Genomic DNA, 14,540 nt, shown 5'->3' on the forward strand with positions numbered 1-14,540 from the left:
AATAAGCCGATATGGCCAGAAAACCCGCCTCAATCGGCCAAAATCCCACCGCACGACAGCCAGTCTGTAAAAAAATCAGACCCACAGCAAGCAACTGCGCCAACGCAGAGCGAATTTCAGCAGCCTGCTAGATCAGGATGATTTTAGGTCGGGACGGCCTAAAATCTGAATCCTGTGCTGAGCCGCCTCCCAACAAAAGTGATATCAGGGGCGGTTGACAAGAAAGCGGTCATGATCCACCTGGAGGGCACTGTTTCTAAAGCGCGTCGCAATCTCTCGGATTCGCTTCTTGCGCTTTAGGTTCTTATTTTACGCATGTCGTTATCGCAAAACCGCTGCACACTTTTGCGCGACATGCTTTAGGGGTGCAAAAACTCTTCATGTCCTCAGCCGCCGATTTTGATCCGAAACCGCGCCGCGCTTCTATTGCCGTCGATGTCGGCGGAGTCATCGTCGGCGGCGGGGCGCCGGTCGTCGTGCAATCGATGACGAACACCGATACGGCCGATATCGATTCGACCGTTGCCCAGGTCGCTGCCCTCCACCGGGCGGGCTCGGAACTGGTGCGCATCACCGTCGACCGTGACGAGAGTGCGGCCGCCGTGCCGAAGATCCGCGAGCGGCTGTTGCGGCTTGGCATGGACGTGCCGTTGATCGGCGACTTCCATTATATCGGCCACAAACTGCTTGCCGATCATCCTGATTGTGCCGAGGCGCTGGCGAAATACCGCATCAACCCCGGCAATGTCGGCTTCAAGGACAAGAAGGACAAGCAATTCGCCGAGATCATCGAGATGGCGATCCGCTACGACAAGCCGGTGCGCATCGGCGTCAACTGGGGCTCGCTCGATCAGGATCTCTTGACGGCGCTGATGGACAGGAATGCCGAAGCCGGTTCGCCGCTTTCAGCCCGGCAGGTGACCCGCGAGGCGATCGTGCAATCGGCACTGCTTTCGGCAGCCCTTGCCGAAGAGATCGGCCTGCCGCGCAACCGCATCATCCTGTCGGCCAAGGTCAGCCAGGTCCAGGACCTGATCGCCGTCAATTCCATGCTCGCCGAACGCTCCAATCATGCTTTGCATCTCGGTCTGACCGAAGCCGGCATGGGCACCAAGGGTATCGTCGCCTCGTCGGCGGCGATGGGCTTCGTACTGCAGCACGGCATCGGCGATACGATCCGCGTGTCGCTGACGCCGGAGCCGAACGGCGACCGCACGCGTGAAGTCCAGGTGGCGCAGGAGATCTTGCAGGTCATGGGCTTCCGCCAGTTCATTCCTGTCGTTGCCGCCTGTCCCGGCTGTGGACGCACGACGTCGACGGTGTTCCAGGAGCTTGCCCAGAACATCCAGAACGACATCCGCAAGAACATGCCGATCTGGCGCGAGAAATATCCTGGCGTCGAGGCGCTGAACGTCGCCGTCATGGGCTGCATCGTCAACGGTCCCGGCGAAAGCAAACATGCCGATATCGGCATTTCGCTTCCGGGCACCGGCGAGACGCCAGCGGCGCCCGTCTTCATCGACGGCCGGAAGGCTCTGACGCTGCGTGGCCCCCATATCGCTGCCGATTTCGAGGCGCTTGTCGTCGACTATATCGAGAAGCGTTTCGGTCAGCGGACGGCGGCGGAATGAGCGACCGCAAGTTCGGATGAGCCGGTACTGGTCGCCAATCGTCAGCAAGCTGCAGCCCTACGTCGCGGGGGAGCAGCCCCGTATTCCCGGACTGGTCAAGCTCAACACCAATGAAAATCCCTATGGGCCGTCTCCAACGGCGCTCGAGGCGATCCGGCAAGCTGCGGACGATCGTCTGCGGCTCTATCCGGACCCCGCCGCCACGGAATTGCGCCAAGCGATCGCCGCCGGTCACGGTTTGACGGCGGAAGAAGTCTTCGTCGGCAACGGTTCCGACGAGGTTCTCGCCCACGCGTTTCAGGCGCTGTTGAAACACGAGCGGCCGCTTCTCTATCCAGATGTGACTTACAGCTTCTATCCGACCTATAGCCTGCTATACGGCGTCGAGACGGTCGAAGTGTCTGTCGATGACAGGTTTCAGATCCGGCTGGCAGATTACGACAGGCCGTGCGGTGCGATCATCATCGCCAATCCGAACGCGCCGACCGGCATCGGCCTGCCGCTTGCCGACATAGAGGCGCTTATCGCCGCCCATCCGGATGCGGTCGTCGTGATAGACGAGGCCTATATCGATTTCGGCGGTGACAGCGCTATCCCGCTCATTTGCAAATATCCCAATCTGCTTGTCGTTCAGACCTTGTCCAAATCGCGCTCGCTTGCGGGTCTGCGCGTCGGCTTTGCGCTGGGGCAGCGGGAACTGATCGAGGCGCTGGAGCGCGTCAAGGACAGCTTCAATTCCTATCCGCTCGATCGCCTGGCGCAGGTTGCCGCGACGGCGGCAATCAAGGACGAGGCGTGGTTCGAGACATGCCGAAAGATGCTCATTGCCAGCCGGGACGGTCTCGTCCGGGAACTCGAAGCGCTGGATTTCGAAGTGCTGCCGTCTCAAGCAAATTTCGTTTTTGCAAAGCATGAGAGCCAGTCGGGTGCAGCGCTTCAAGCGGCTCTGCGGGAGCGTGGTGTTCTCGTCCGGCATTTCGCCAAACCGCGTATTTCGGAGTTTCTGCGCATCAGCATCGGCACGGACGAGGAATGCGCGCGCCTGGTTTCGGCTTTCAAGGAAATATTGTCGGCGTGATCCGACGATTCAGCTCTTCCGGTCGGCGATGAAATGCGCGGTGGCGATGAGGGTCGAGGCGCGGGCACCGTAGGGGGCAAGCAGTGTCTCGGCATCGCGGACATGCTGATGGAGTTGGGCTTCGGCCCATTCCATGCCGCGTAGCGCTACAAGCGTTCCCTTGCCGCGGGCTGCATCTTTGCCGGTCGCCTTGCCCATGGTTGCAGTGTCCGAGGTCAGGTCGAGGATGTCGTCAGCCAGTTGGAATGCAAGTCCGATCTTTTCGCCGAAGGCGCGCAGGCGGCGGCGATCTTCCGGCGGGCTGGCCGAGATGAGGGCGCCGGCTTCGCAGGCAAAGCGGATCAGCGCGCCTGTTTTCATCGCCTGCAGGCGGATGATGCCGGCCTCGTCAGGCGCTTGTCTTTCTGCCGCGAGATCGAGCGCCTGGCCACCGGCCATGCCGCCGAGACCGGCGGCGCGAGCAAGAGCCAGTACCAGCGATGCCTTGCTCGTTTCGGGAAGGGCTGTTTCCGGCGTGGCGATAATGTCGAAGGCGTAGGTCAGCAGGCTGTCACCTGCGAGGATCGCGGTGGCTTCGTCGAATTTTTTGTGTACCGTCGGTTTGCCGCGGCGGAGATCATCATCGTCCATGGCCGGCAGGTCGTCATGCACGAGCGAATAGCAGTGAACGCATTCGAGTGCAGCGCCGACGCGAAGCGCCGCCGCGGCGTCACCGCCGAGAAGGGCGGCACTTTCGACGACGAGAAATGGGCGCAGTCGCTTGCCACCGTTCAACACGGCATAATGCATGGCGTCGCGCAGCGTCTCAGGTCTGACGATTTCATCGGAGAGAGGGCTCGGTGACAGCAATGCGTCGAGCAACGCCTCGATCTCGCGGGCGTTGTTCCTCAGCCTCGTTTCGAAAGTGTCCCGGTTCGCGTCCATGGGCGCTGTTTGGCATGAGCGCCCCGGGGCTTGCAACGGAATTGTCGATGGCGCAGCAAGATTTGCCACGCACTCTGGCATAAGCTCCGTACAGGCGCTATGACAACGACAGGGGCGAAATCGGACTGGGGAACATTGGATATAGCGCCGGAGAGAGAGGACAGCGTCGACATGCCGGCTCGTCGGCAATGGTTCGGAGACCGGCGTCTATTGAAACGCATTGTTCTTTCCGTGCTGATCGTGCTGATCCTTCCCTATGCCCTGATCTTTTTCTATCTGCTGCCGTTCATTCACCCGGTCTCGACGTTGATGCTGCGCGATCTCGTGCTGCTGCGCGGTTACGATAGGCAATGGGTGTCGCTTGATGACGTCGCCCCGGCTCTGGTGCAGTCGGTGATGATGTCAGAGGACGGGCAATATTGCTTTCACGGCGGCGTCGACTGGGCGGAAATGCGGATGCTGGTCGAGGATACGCTGAAAGGTCAGGCGACGCGCGGCGGCAGCACCATCCCGATGCAGACGGCTAAGAACCTCTTTCTCTGGAACGGCCGCTCCTTCGTGCGCAAGGCGATGGAGCTTCCGCTCGCTGTCTCCACGGATTTCGTCCTGTCGAAACGGCGGCTGATGGAAATCTATCTGAACATCGCCGAATGGGGTCCCGGCATTTACGGCATCGAGGCTGCGGCCCAGCATCATTTCAAGGTGCCGGCGTCGAAACTGACGCGACGCCAGGCATCGCTGCTTGCCGTTTCATTGCCGAACCCGATCGACCGCAATGCCGGCAAACCAGGACGAGGCCTTCGTCGGCTTGCCGGCGTGATCGAGAGGCGCGCACAGGGCTCGGGCGATTACATCAAGTGCATCTATAGGTGAGATCGGAGCTTATGGTTACAGCGCCGCGCGTCCTTCAGACGCGTACAAGGGCGCTTTAAAGCCTTGAATTGCTGCATAAGTTTGTCCTTGAATCGATCACGCTTTAAGGAATTATGCAGGAGAAGGACCAAACGTCATCTGACATTCTTGGTTCTGCCATATGGGCGAATGCAGTCCAACTGGAGCCCCTGAGTCGCCCATGACCATTACGACGCTTTCGCAAGAGCTTCTCTGTTACTCGAAGACACACAATCCGAACCCGCCTGCGCACCTCGGCAGCCGCTATCGCAAGGTCGGCGGTTTTCTGCCGGAAGCCGGCAATACCATCGTCTGCCATCTCGACAAGGGCTCGCAGACGCAGGCGGCGTTGATCGAGGCGCGTGAGAGATATCTGGCGATGCCCGAAGCTCCACAGTTCCTGTTCACGCCGATCTCCAGCCTTCACATGACGCTGTTCGAAGGGATCATCGAGACCAGGCGCCGGCAGGATTGCTGGCCGGGCGATCTCCCTCTCGAGACGCCGATAGACGACATGACGGAACTGCTGGCGGCGCGGCTTGAGGGTTTTTCGATGGCCGAGCCCTTCAAGGTGGCGATCGTCGAAGCTCGCCCGTCGGGCCTGCTCGTCGACGGGGTGACGGAGAACGACCGCAAGGTCATGCGCGCCTGGCGCAACGCGTTTGCTGATCTTCTGGGCTACCGCCAGCCGAGCCAGGAGGACTACAAGTTCCACGTGACATTCGCCTATGCGATCGAACGGCTGGAGGATGAAGCCTTGCCGCGCTGGCAGGCAATGCTCGACGAGGTCGCCGACGATATCCGCCGCAAGGCCCCTGTTTTAGAACTGGCACCGCCGGCATTCTGCGTGTTCGAAGACATGAACCATTTCCACGAATTGCTGATTTTCGATTTCGACGCCTGAACGGGAGAGGCTCATGACTAGACCGACGCTCTACATCGCCAACAAGAATTATTCCTCCTGGTCGTTCCGACCCTGGATGGCGCTGACGGGCGTCGGCATCGATTTCGAGGAGGTGCTGATCCCTTTCGACGACGCGGGCGGCAATCCGAATATCAAGGCGGTCTCTCCGACCGGGCGCGTGCCGCTTCTGCAGCATGGCGCATTGAAGGTCTGGGAATCGCTGGCGATCATCGAATATGCCGCCGAGCTTTATCCGGACGCCGGTCTTCTGCCCGCGGATCGTGCCCAGCGGGCGCTCGCCCGTTCGGTTTCGATGGAAATGCTCTCAAGCTTCCGGGCTCTGCGCGGCGCCTGCCCGATGAATATCCGCCGGCCGAAGGCCAGGATCGCGCTGCCGGATGGGGTCGAGGCCGACATCAGCCGCATCGAGACGATCTGGCGGGATCTGTTACAGCAATCCGGCGGGCCGTTTCTCTTCGGCGCGTTCGGGGCCGCGGATGCGATGTTTGCGCCTGTCGTCAACCGGTTCGAGATCTATGACCTGGTCAGCGGGGACGACACGCTGGCCTATATGGCGACCATGAAGGCGCATCCGGCCTGGCGCAAATGGGAAGAGGCAGCCCGCGCCGAGGCTTGGATCGTGCCGGAAGACGAAGTCTGATACGGAATCATCGGCTTCGCAAAAAATACGCATGGGGACTGGTCAAGGCCACCCCTTGCATGTATAAGCGCGCGAAATTCCGAAATCGCGACATGTCCGTTTCGGCCGCCGGTGTGGCCGTGGGAATGTTTTGCCCGCAAGTGGAGTAAGAGAAATGGCTGTACCGAAGAGAAAAACAAGCCCGTCTAAGCGCGGTATGCGCCGTTCGGCAGACGCCCTTAAGGCTCCGACCTACGTCGAAGACAAGAACTCCGGCGAACTGCGCCGCCCGCACCATATCGACCTGAAGACCGGCATGTATCGCGGCCGCCAGGTTCTGACGCCGAAGGAAAGCGCATAATTTCCGATCCGGCTTGTCCGATCGAAGTTGCAAGGCCGGCCTCAAGCCGGCCTTTTGCTTTTCGGCGATATGATATTTGCAATGACTTGCAGTGTGGCAGCGGTTTGCGGCAGTATTCTTCCAGCCCGCTACAGCGCCGTGCGTCTTTTCAGGCGCGCAAAGGACGCTGTAGCACTTTGAATCGACGCAATATGCTTTGCGAAAATCGAATCTGATTTGCGCAAAGCATATTGCGCTGGGAGATTGCCGATGATCGCCGCCATGCCTCTGATGATTATCCCGTTTATTCTCTACAATCTGGCGATGCTGGGCCTGATGGGCGATGGCGGCATTCCTGCCCTGCAGCATGATATCATCGTGCTGTCGATGATCTCGGGCGCGATATGGAGCATGGCGCTCGGCGATCTCATTATCGTCATAGCGCTTGTCGTGCTGTTCTTCGAAATCCTGAAGGCAACCAGAACCGGGCCTGGCAACCTTATCAACCACATGCTGTCGATGCTGGTTTTCATCGCCTTCCTGGTCGAGTTTCTACTCGTCCGGGACGCTGCGACGCAGGTATTCTTCATTTTGATGACGATCGCTTTGATCGATGTGATCGGCGGCTTTGCCGTCTCGATCCGGAGCGCCGGGCGAGATGTTTCTATCGGCTTATAGGTTGTCGAGCTTGTTCTGAAGGGCGCGGAGCTGTTCCTTCAGCTCATCGATATCCTTAGCCTCGGCCTTGCGGCTTTCCTTGGCGGGTGGCGTCATGAAGGGCGAGAACATCTGCATGGCCTGCTGAAACAGCTCGGTGTTGCGGCGAACCTGGTCCTCGACCATCTGCATCGGCAGTTGCAGGTTCTTGCCGAGAGGTGTTTCGCCCAAGGCGCGGTTCACCTGCTCGCGCATCTGAGACTGCTGTTCGGCGAAGGCGCGCATCGAATGTTCGAGAAAGCTCGGCACGACCATCTGCATCTGGTCGCCGTAATAGGTGATGAGCTGGCGCAGGAAGGAGATCGGGAGCAAGGTGTTGCCGGTCTTCGATTCCTGTTCGAAGATGATCTGGGTCAGCACCGAATGGGTGATGTCATCTCCGCTTTTTGCATCCTGGACGGTAAAATCTTCGCCCTTCTTCACCATCTCCGCCAGGTCTTCCAGCGTGACGTAAGTGCTGGTGCCCGTATTGTATAGCCGGCGATTGGCGTATTTCTTGATTACGATCTGACCCTCATGCTTCGCCATATCAGTCTCCTGGACCCCCGTCTGAATTATGGATATTCCTCCACTTCAGACTGTAAACGCAAAAGAAGGCCGGTGACAATCTCTTTGTGCGATGCGGCAAACCTTTAACAGAGCAGATGAATCGGGCTTTCGCAGGCTCTGCCGAAAAATGACCGCAGCCGGTCTTCGCGTTTGACTTGCGCTCCAAGCTTTGCCAGTTTCCTCTTATGTAAGTGAGACGAAAACGAGGAGCGTCCCCATGAGCAATTCATCCATCGTCATCGCCAGCGCAGGTCGAACAGCAGTCGGCTCGTTCAACGGCGCTTTCGCAACGGTTCCCGCGCATGAGCTCGGGGCGGCCGTCATCAAGGGTGCGCTCGCGCGCGCCGGCGTCGATGCCGGCGAAGTGGATGAGGTGATCCTCGGCCAGGTTCTCGCTGCCGGGGAGGGCCAGAACCCGGCTCGCCAGGCGGCGATTAAGGCCGGAATTCCGAATGAAGCGACGGCCTGGGGCGTCAATCAGCTCTGCGGTTCGGGTCTGCGCGCCGTCGCGCTCGGCATGCAACAGATCGCCAACGGCGACGCCAAGATCATCGTTGCCGGCGGCCAGGAATCCATGTCGATGGCGCCGCATGCCATGCATTTGCGCGGCGGCGTCAAGATGGGCGACGCGAAGATGATCGACACGATGATCAAGGACGGCCTGACCGATGCCTTCCATGGCTACCACATGGGGATCACCGCCGAAAATGTCGCGCGTCAGTGGCAGCTTTCGCGCGACGAGCAGGATCGGTTCGCCGTCGCCTCGCAGAACAAGGCGGAGGCGGCGCAGAAGGCCGGCCGCTTTGCCGACGAGATCATCCCCTACATCATCCAGACGCGTAAGGGCGACGTTACGGTCGATGCCGACGAATATATCCGCCACGGCGCTACGCTGGAGGCGATGGGCAAGCTGCGCCCGGCCTTCGATAAGGAGGGCACCGTTACGGCCGCGAATGCGTCCGGCCTCAATGACGGTGCGGCCGCAGCGGTGCTGATGAGCGAAGCGGAGGCGGTCCGGCGCGGCATCCAGCCGCTCGCCCGCATCGTTTCCTGGGCAACGGCGGGCGTCGATCCGCAGATCATGGGCACTGGCCCGATCCCGGCTTCCCGCAAGGCGCTCGAAAAGGCCGGCTGGTCGGTCGGCGATCTCGATCTCGTCGAGGCCAATGAGGCTTTTGCAGCGCAAGCCTGCGCCGTCACCAAGGATCTCGGATGGGATCCTGCGATCGTCAACGTCAACGGCGGGGCGATCGCCATCGGCCATCCGATCGGCGCTTCCGGCGCGCGCGTTCTCAATACGCTGTTGTTCGAAATGAAGCGCCGCGGCGCCAAGAAGGGCCTTGCAACTCTTTGCATCGGCGGCGGCATGGGCGTCGCCATGTGCTTCGAAGCGCTTTAAAGTAGCATACGATCCGTCATTGATTGAAAATCTCGCCACAAGGCGGGGCAAAAACAAAAAGGGAGCGGAACATGAGCAGAGTGGCTGTGGTCACCGGGGGTACGCGTGGAATCGGCGCGGCCATATCCATGGCGTTGAAAAATGCCGGATACAGGGTTGCTGCCAATTATGCCGGCAACGACGAGAAGGCCAAAGCCTTCCATGACGTTACCGGCGTCCCGGTGTTCAAATGGGATGTTTCGGATTACCTCGCTTGCGGCGAGGGGATTGCCAGGATCGAAAGCGAGATCGGGCCGGTCGAAATCCTCGTCAACAATGCCGGCATTACCCGTGACGCGATGTTCCACAAGATGACGCCGCAGCAATGGCACGAGGTGATCAATACCAACCTCACCGGTCTGTTCAACATGACGCATCAGGTCTGGACCGGCATGCGCGACCGCAGCTTCGGCCGGATCGTCAACATCTCCTCGATCAACGGCCAGAAAGGCCAGATGGGTCAGGTGAATTATTCGGCAGCCAAGGCGGGCGATCTTGGCTTCACCAAGGCGCTGGCCCAGGAAGGCGCGGCCAAGAACATCACCGTCAACGCCATCTGTCCCGGTTATATCGGAACGGAAATGGTGCTTGCCGTGCCGGAAAAGGTGCTGAACGAACGCATCATCCCGCAGATCCCCGTCGGCCGTCTCGGCGAGCCGGAAGAGATCGCGCGATGCGTCACCTTCCTCGCCTCCGACGATGCCGGCTTCATCACAGGTTCGACGCTGACGGCCAATGGCGGGCAGTTCTTCGCCTAAAGTACATCTCGCAAAACTGTATTGTCGTTTGCGATTACGACATGCGTGACTTTCCGAGTAGATCAGCGGTGGATTGAAGCAAGAGCGCGTCCCGTCGGATGCGCTCTTGCTTATTTCATGCCCCATGCCCGCGCGAGCAGCAAAGAAAAACGGGCGCCGAAGCGCCCGTTGGGAGTCCGATATGCTTTTTGCCGATCAGCAACGGGCCTCGTAGCGGCGGCCGTAACGGTCGCGATAGACGCAGTAGCCGCGGCGTTCGACCGAGTGGCCGATGAGAGCGCCGGTCAGACCGCCGGCAACGGCGCCGACCGCAGCACCACCCCAGCTGTTGGTGACAACACCGCCGATGACCGCACCGGTGCCGGCGCCGATCGCGGTACCTTGCTCGGTCGCTGTGCAGGATGCCAGAGCGCCAACGAGCGCACCAATAAGAACAATCTTCTTCATCATGTCGTAACTCCCCAGGTTTGTTGGCCTTTAGACGCGGCCCATGAGTACAAGAATAATGATAATCACGAGAACTAGCCCCAAACCGCCGGAAGGTCCATAGCCCCAGCCACGGCTATAACCCCAATTCGGCAATGCTCCGATCAAGAGCAGAATGAGGATAACAAGAAGTATTGTGCCAAGCATGGTGTGTTTCCTTCATTTCATCGGCAATTTGAATGGACGAGAAACACGTATTGGCGATTTTTGTTCCCGGTTAAGCCAGGAAATGTCATGCGTCCTGACCTCCGCCTATCGGAAATTTGCTCGTATGGTTAAAAAGGCGTTTAAATACAATATGTTGCGGTGAACAAAGCGAGAAAGTCCCGATGTCGCCGATTCGTCAGCGATTCGTTCCGTTTTTGATCGGTGCGCCGCCATTGACCATCCCGAGTTAACCGCATCTGAATCCGCCTTGCTAAAGCTTAACGCCAACACGACGAGGCGGAACGGGACATCCGCTACCGATCCGCATTTAGCGCGCCGATTGAAATCCGGCCACCAGATATTGCCGTGAACAGAAGGCGAAACCAATACAGTCGGCGATTCGTCGCCGATTTGTTCGGGCTTTGGTCGACAGGTTAATTACGGGCGCAATTTTCGATTGTTCGTCGCAGGACAGACTCGTCTTCTACGACAGCGAAATACAAAAGGGGAGGGAGTCCAGCGATTCAGCATCTAGTGGGAAAAACTGATTCAAAATCAATACTTAGCCGTGAACAAAAGCTGAATCAGCGCGAGTCAGCGATTCGTCGCTGATTCGTTCTCACGCTGTTCCGAATCGGAAATTCGGGTGTTCCGCAAGACTCGCAAAGGTCGTAATCCCAGAAGCAATTTGAAATCTGCCCTTGCGTTTGCGGTGACAGCTGTCCATGTGTTCTCTAGCTTCCATGAGAAGCCAAGATTTTCCTGGGGGCGCCCGCCCTCATTTGCATGGACCCATGATTCTGACTTCGCAGCCGACTATTCTGAGTGGACGCGGTGTGACCGCGGTGCTCGGGCCGACCAATACCGGCAAGACCCATTATGCCATCGAGCGCATGGTCGCGCATGGGAGCGGCGTGATCGGCCTGCCGCTCAGGCTGCTGGCGCGCGAGGTCTATACGCGGGTGGTGGAAAAGGTCGGCGTCCAGAATGTGGCGCTGGTTACCGGCGAGGAAAAGATTTCGCCGCCCAATGCGCGTTTTTCGGTCTGCACCGTTGAGGCGATGCCGCGCGAGACCAAGGCCGCCTTCGTCGCGATCGACGAGGTGCAGCTCGCCGGCGATCTCGAACGCGGCCATATCTTCACCGACCGCATCCTGCATCTTCGCGGCCGTGAGGAAACGCTGCTGCTCGGCGCGGCGACGATGCGGCCGATCCTGCTGCAGCTTCTGCCCGGCATCAATATCGTCGAGCGGCCGCGGCTTTCGCATCTTTTTTACGCCGGGCAGAAGAAAATCACTCGGTTGCCGCAGCGCTCGGCCATCGTTGCCTTCTCGGCCGACGAGGTCTATGCCATCGCCGAGCTCATACGCCGGCAGCGCGGCGGTGCGGCCGTCGTGCTTGGCGCGCTCAGCCCGCGCACCCGCAACGCGCAGGTGGCACTTTATCAGGCGGGCGATGTCGAATATCTGGTGGCGACCGATGCGATCGGCATGGGCCTCAACCTCGATGTCGATCACGTTGCCTTCGCCCAGGACCGGAAATTCGACGGCTACCAGTTCCGCAATCTCAATCCGGGTGAACTCGGTCAGGTCGCTGGGCGCGCCGGGCGGCACGTGCGAGACGGTACCTTCGGCGTCACCGGACAGGTTTCGCCGTTCGACGAAGAGCTGGTGCAGCGCATCGAGGGGCATGAATTCGACAACGTCAAGGTTTTGCAGTGGCGGACGACCGAGATGGACTTCTCCTCGATTCCATCGCTGCGCGCCAGCCTCGAGGCAGGGCCGCGCGTGCCGGGGCTGACGCGGGCGCTGCCTGCGGTCGACCAGCAGGCGCTCGAACAGCTTTCGCGCTACCCCGAGATCGTCGGTCTTGCCGACAGGCCTGCCCGCGTCGAAAAACTCTGGGAGGCTTGCGCGCTTCCCGACTATAGGCGTATCACCCCGGCACAACATGCCGATCTTATCTCGACCCTCTTTTCCGATCTCGTCCGCTATGGCACGGTGAACGAGCAGTTTCTCGCGGAGCAGGTTCATCGCTCCGATCGGACAGATGGGGAAATTGACACGCTTTCGGCGCGAATCGCGCAGATAAGAACCTGGACCTATGTTTCGAATCGGCCGGGTTGGCTTGCCGATCCGACACACTGGCAGGAAAAGACGCGGGAAATCGAAGATCGATTGTCCGACGCGTTACATGAAAGGTTGACGAAACGCTTTGTTGATCGCAGGACATCTGTGCTCATGAAGCGCCTGAGAGAGAATGCGATGCTGGAAGCTGAAATCAGTGTGAATGGCGATGTCTTCGTTGAAGGACATCATGTAGGGCAATTGAGCGGATTCCGTTTCACGCCGGTGACGGGAACGGACGGGCCGGACGCCAAGGCGGTTCAGGCTGCGTCGCAGAAAGCGCTCGCGCTCGAATTCGAGGCCCGTGCGGCTCGAATCCATGCCGCGGGCAACAGCGACCTGGCGATCGGCTCGGATGGGTTGATCCGTTGGATCGGCGACCCGGTGGCGCGGCTTTCGGGCAGCGATCACATCATGCGTCCGCGCGTGATTCTGTTGGCCGACGAGCAGTTGACGGGCAATGCCCGCGATCATGTCGCCGCCCGGATCGAGCGCTTCGTCAATCATCATATTAGCACGGTGCTGAAGCCGCTCGATGATCTGTCGCGCGCCGAGGACCTGCAGGGTCTTGCCAAGGGGCTGGCCTTCCAGCTCGTGGAGAATCTCGGCGTGCTGTTCCGCCGCGACGTGACCGAGGAAGTGAAGTCACTCGACCAGGAGGCGCGAGCCTCCATGCGCCGTTACGGCGTGCGTTTCGGGGCTTATCATATTTTCGTTCCGGCACTTCTGAAGCCGGCGCCGGCCGAGCTCATCACCCTGCTCTGGGCGCTGAAGAACGACGGTTTGGACAAACCGGGCTACGGCGATCTCATTCCGGTGCTTGCCGCCGGCCGTACCTCCGTCGTCACCGATCCGAGTTTCGAGCGGATGTTCTACAAGCTTGCCGGCTTCCGGTTCCTCGGCAAGCGTGCCGTGCGCATCGACATCCTCGAACGGCTTGCCGATATCATCCGTCCGCTGCTGCAGTGGAAGCCGGGTCAGAACAACCGTCCGGAAGGCGCCTATGACGGCCGCCGCTTCACGACGACGACAGCCATGCTGTCGATCCTCGGTGCGACGCTCGAAGACATGGAAGAAATCCTCAAGGGCCTCGGTTATCGCGCCGATGCCGTGAAGGCGGAAGAGGCATCGGCACATCTTGCGACGCAGGATGCGGTTTCGGCACCGGCTGCCGCCGCCGAAACGCCCGCGGACGAGGCGGAAAAGGCCGATCACGACGACGCCGACGGGGCAGCGGACGAGATTGCCGCCGAGCCATCGGCAACCGAGGCGGTTTCGGCTGACGTCGACACGGCTGTGGCAGAAGCGGTCGAAACCCCCGCTCCTGATGAAGCGATCGAGACGTCCGCTCTGGCGGAAGCCTCCGTTCCCACAGATGCGGCTTCCGCGTCTGTGGAAGCGGTATTGACTCCCGAGGAAGCGGCATCCGCTTCCGGGGAAGCCGGCGAGCCGGCGGAACCGAAGCCGGTTCTTCTGTGGCGCCTCGGCGGCCGCAACGACAATCAGCGCCAGGCGCGCGGCGGGCATGGCGAACGCCGTGGCGGCCAGGGCCAGGAGCGCGGTCAGAACCAGGAGCGCGGCGACCGCAATCGCCGGCCGGGCGGTGGTGAAGGCGGCGAAAGCCGCGACAACAATCGTCAAAACCGCGGCAAGGACGGCGGCAATCGCGATGGCGGCCGGCCGCAGCAGGCAAGAGGCGATCGCAACCAACCACGGGGCGACCAGCCGCGCAGCGACCGGCAGGACCGCAAGGATCGCGGCGAGCGAAATGACCGCAACGATCGCAACAACAATCGCGGCGGTTCGCAGCCTTTGCGCTTCGAGGCCAAGCCGCCGCGCAAGGAAAAGCCGATCGATCCGGATTCACCTTTCGCCAAGCTCGCGGCTCTCAAGGAGCAGATGAAGAAGTAG

Annotated in this window: 14 protein-coding genes; 10 read left to right on the plus strand and 4 right to left on the minus strand. The window is 60.3% G+C overall.

The window, feature by feature from the left end; genetic code table 11:
- Nucleotides 1–380: 380 nt before the first annotated feature.
- Together ispG and hisC are read left to right on the plus strand one after the other, a co-directional pair.
- Entirely contained in the window at nucleotides 381–1,631 is a 1,251-nt protein-coding gene (gene ispG, locus HJB82_RS12200; RefSeq protein WP_221115424.1) for a flavodoxin-dependent (E)-4-hydroxy-3-methylbut-2-enyl-diphosphate synthase, read from the plus strand.
- A gap of 16 nt (nucleotides 1,632–1,647) precedes the next feature.
- Nucleotides 1,648–2,709 carry a histidinol-phosphate transaminase gene (gene hisC / locus HJB82_RS12205; protein WP_207582233.1) on the plus strand — a complete coding sequence of 354 codons (1,062 nt, stop codon included), beginning with the start codon at nucleotides 1,648–1,650 and terminating at the stop codon, nucleotides 2,707–2,709.
- 9 nt (nucleotides 2,710–2,718) lie between these two features.
- On the opposite strand, the gene HJB82_RS12210 is transcribed toward hisC, so the two are convergent.
- Nucleotides 2,719–3,633 carry a polyprenyl synthetase family protein gene (locus tag HJB82_RS12210; RefSeq protein WP_207582232.1) on the minus strand — a complete coding sequence of 305 codons (915 nt, stop codon included), beginning with the start codon at nucleotides 3,631–3,633 and terminating at the stop codon, nucleotides 2,719–2,721.
- Nucleotides 3,634–3,768: 135 nt separating this feature from the next.
- Between HJB82_RS12210 and mtgA the strand changes: the two genes are divergently transcribed.
- The 5 genes from mtgA (at nucleotide 3,769) to HJB82_RS12235 (ending at nucleotide 7,086) form a co-directional block, all read left to right on the plus strand.
- Nucleotides 3,769–4,506, plus strand: coding sequence for a monofunctional biosynthetic peptidoglycan transglycosylase (gene mtgA, locus HJB82_RS12215; protein ID WP_221115428.1), 738 nt, complete (start codon nucleotides 3,769–3,771; stop codon nucleotides 4,504–4,506).
- Between the two features lie 199 nt (nucleotides 4,507–4,705).
- Nucleotides 4,706–5,428 carry a DUF1868 domain-containing protein gene (locus HJB82_RS12220; protein WP_221140093.1) on the plus strand — a complete coding sequence of 241 codons (723 nt, stop codon included), beginning with the start codon at nucleotides 4,706–4,708 and terminating at the stop codon, nucleotides 5,426–5,428.
- Between the two features lie 13 nt (nucleotides 5,429–5,441).
- Nucleotides 5,442–6,089: a glutathione S-transferase family protein gene (locus tag HJB82_RS12225; RefSeq protein WP_221131628.1), complete on the plus strand. Its 648-nt coding sequence runs from the start codon at nucleotides 5,442–5,444 to the stop codon at nucleotides 6,087–6,089.
- Between the two features lie 154 nt (nucleotides 6,090–6,243).
- Complete coding sequence (rpmF, locus tag HJB82_RS12230) at nucleotides 6,244–6,429, plus strand: 50S ribosomal protein L32 (protein WP_003543812.1); 186 nt, start codon at nucleotides 6,244–6,246, stop codon at nucleotides 6,427–6,429.
- A gap of 249 nt (nucleotides 6,430–6,678) precedes the next feature.
- Nucleotides 6,679–7,086, plus strand: a complete 408-nt coding sequence (locus tag HJB82_RS12235; RefSeq protein ID WP_164007425.1) for a hypothetical protein — start codon at nucleotides 6,679–6,681, stop codon at nucleotides 7,084–7,086.
- Here HJB82_RS12235 and phaR read toward each other — a convergent pair.
- Entirely contained in the window at nucleotides 7,081–7,653 is a 573-nt protein-coding gene (gene phaR, locus HJB82_RS12240) for a polyhydroxyalkanoate synthesis repressor PhaR (RefSeq protein ID WP_007632334.1), read from the minus strand. The genes HJB82_RS12235 and phaR overlap by 6 nt on opposite strands.
- Nucleotides 7,654–7,891: 238 nt before the next feature.
- Between phaR and HJB82_RS12245 the strand changes: the two genes are divergently transcribed.
- Both HJB82_RS12245 and HJB82_RS12250 read left to right on the plus strand, forming a co-directional pair.
- Nucleotides 7,892–9,073 (plus strand): acetyl-CoA C-acetyltransferase, encoded by a 1,182-nt coding sequence (locus HJB82_RS12245; RefSeq protein ID WP_207582228.1) that lies wholly within the window; start codon nucleotides 7,892–7,894, stop codon nucleotides 9,071–9,073.
- Between the two features lie 71 nt (nucleotides 9,074–9,144).
- Nucleotides 9,145–9,870 carry a beta-ketoacyl-ACP reductase gene (locus HJB82_RS12250; RefSeq protein WP_164007429.1) on the plus strand — a complete coding sequence of 242 codons (726 nt, stop codon included), beginning with the start codon at nucleotides 9,145–9,147 and terminating at the stop codon, nucleotides 9,868–9,870.
- A 195-nt stretch (nucleotides 9,871–10,065) separates the two neighbouring features.
- Here HJB82_RS12250 and HJB82_RS12255 read toward each other — a convergent pair whose 3' ends face one another.
- Together HJB82_RS12255 and HJB82_RS12260 are read right to left on the minus strand one after the other, a co-directional pair.
- Nucleotides 10,066–10,320 (minus strand): YMGG-like glycine zipper-containing protein, encoded by a 255-nt coding sequence (locus HJB82_RS12255; protein WP_018071981.1) that lies wholly within the window; start codon nucleotides 10,318–10,320, stop codon nucleotides 10,066–10,068.
- A gap of 27 nt (nucleotides 10,321–10,347) precedes the next feature.
- Nucleotides 10,348–10,503: a DUF3309 family protein gene (locus HJB82_RS12260; RefSeq protein ID WP_007632343.1), complete on the minus strand. Its 156-nt coding sequence runs from the start codon at nucleotides 10,501–10,503 to the stop codon at nucleotides 10,348–10,350.
- 794 nt (nucleotides 10,504–11,297) lie between these two features.
- Here HJB82_RS12260 and HJB82_RS12265 point away from each other — a divergent pair.
- Complete coding sequence (locus tag HJB82_RS12265; RefSeq protein ID WP_207582226.1) at nucleotides 11,298–14,540, plus strand: helicase-related protein; 3,243 nt, start codon at nucleotides 11,298–11,300, stop codon at nucleotides 14,538–14,540.

The organism is Rhizobium sp. NZLR10, from assembly GCF_019685125.1.
In the GTDB taxonomy this organism is placed as follows: Bacteria; Pseudomonadota; Alphaproteobacteria; order Rhizobiales; family Rhizobiaceae; genus Rhizobium.

Excerpts from the sequence above, each read along its gene's own strand:
- HJB82_RS12220 (WP_221140093.1), top strand. The coding sequence starts at position 4,706 with ATGACCATTACGACGCTTTCGCAAGAGCTTCTCTGTTACTCGAAGACA.
- HJB82_RS12225 (WP_221131628.1), top strand. The coding sequence starts at position 5,442 with ATGACTAGACCGACGCTCTACATCGCCAACAAGAATTATTCCTCCTGG.
- hisC (WP_207582233.1), top strand. The coding sequence starts at position 1,648 with ATGAGCCGGTACTGGTCGCCAATCGTCAGCAAGCTGCAGCCCTACGTC.
- HJB82_RS12250 (WP_164007429.1), top strand. The coding sequence starts at position 9,145 with ATGAGCAGAGTGGCTGTGGTCACCGGGGGTACGCGTGGAATCGGCGCG.
- HJB82_RS12245 (WP_207582228.1), top strand. The coding sequence starts at position 7,892 with ATGAGCAATTCATCCATCGTCATCGCCAGCGCAGGTCGAACAGCAGTC.
- HJB82_RS12210 (WP_207582232.1), bottom strand. The coding sequence starts at position 3,633 with ATGGACGCGAACCGGGACACTTTCGAAACGAGGCTGAGGAACAACGCC.
- HJB82_RS12260 (WP_007632343.1), bottom strand. The coding sequence starts at position 10,503 with ATGCTTGGCACAATACTTCTTGTTATCCTCATTCTGCTCTTGATCGGA.
- ispG (WP_221115424.1), top strand. The coding sequence starts at position 381 with ATGTCCTCAGCCGCCGATTTTGATCCGAAACCGCGCCGCGCTTCTATT.
- HJB82_RS12235 (WP_164007425.1), top strand. The coding sequence starts at position 6,679 with ATGATCGCCGCCATGCCTCTGATGATTATCCCGTTTATTCTCTACAAT.
- HJB82_RS12255 (WP_018071981.1), bottom strand. The coding sequence starts at position 10,320 with ATGATGAAGAAGATTGTTCTTATTGGTGCGCTCGTTGGCGCTCTGGCA.
- rpmF (WP_003543812.1), top strand. The coding sequence starts at position 6,244 with ATGGCTGTACCGAAGAGAAAAACAAGCCCGTCTAAGCGCGGTATGCGC.
- HJB82_RS12265 (WP_207582226.1), top strand. The coding sequence starts at position 11,298 with ATGATTCTGACTTCGCAGCCGACTATTCTGAGTGGACGCGGTGTGACC.
- phaR (WP_007632334.1), bottom strand. The coding sequence starts at position 7,653 with ATGGCGAAGCATGAGGGTCAGATCGTAATCAAGAAATACGCCAATCGC.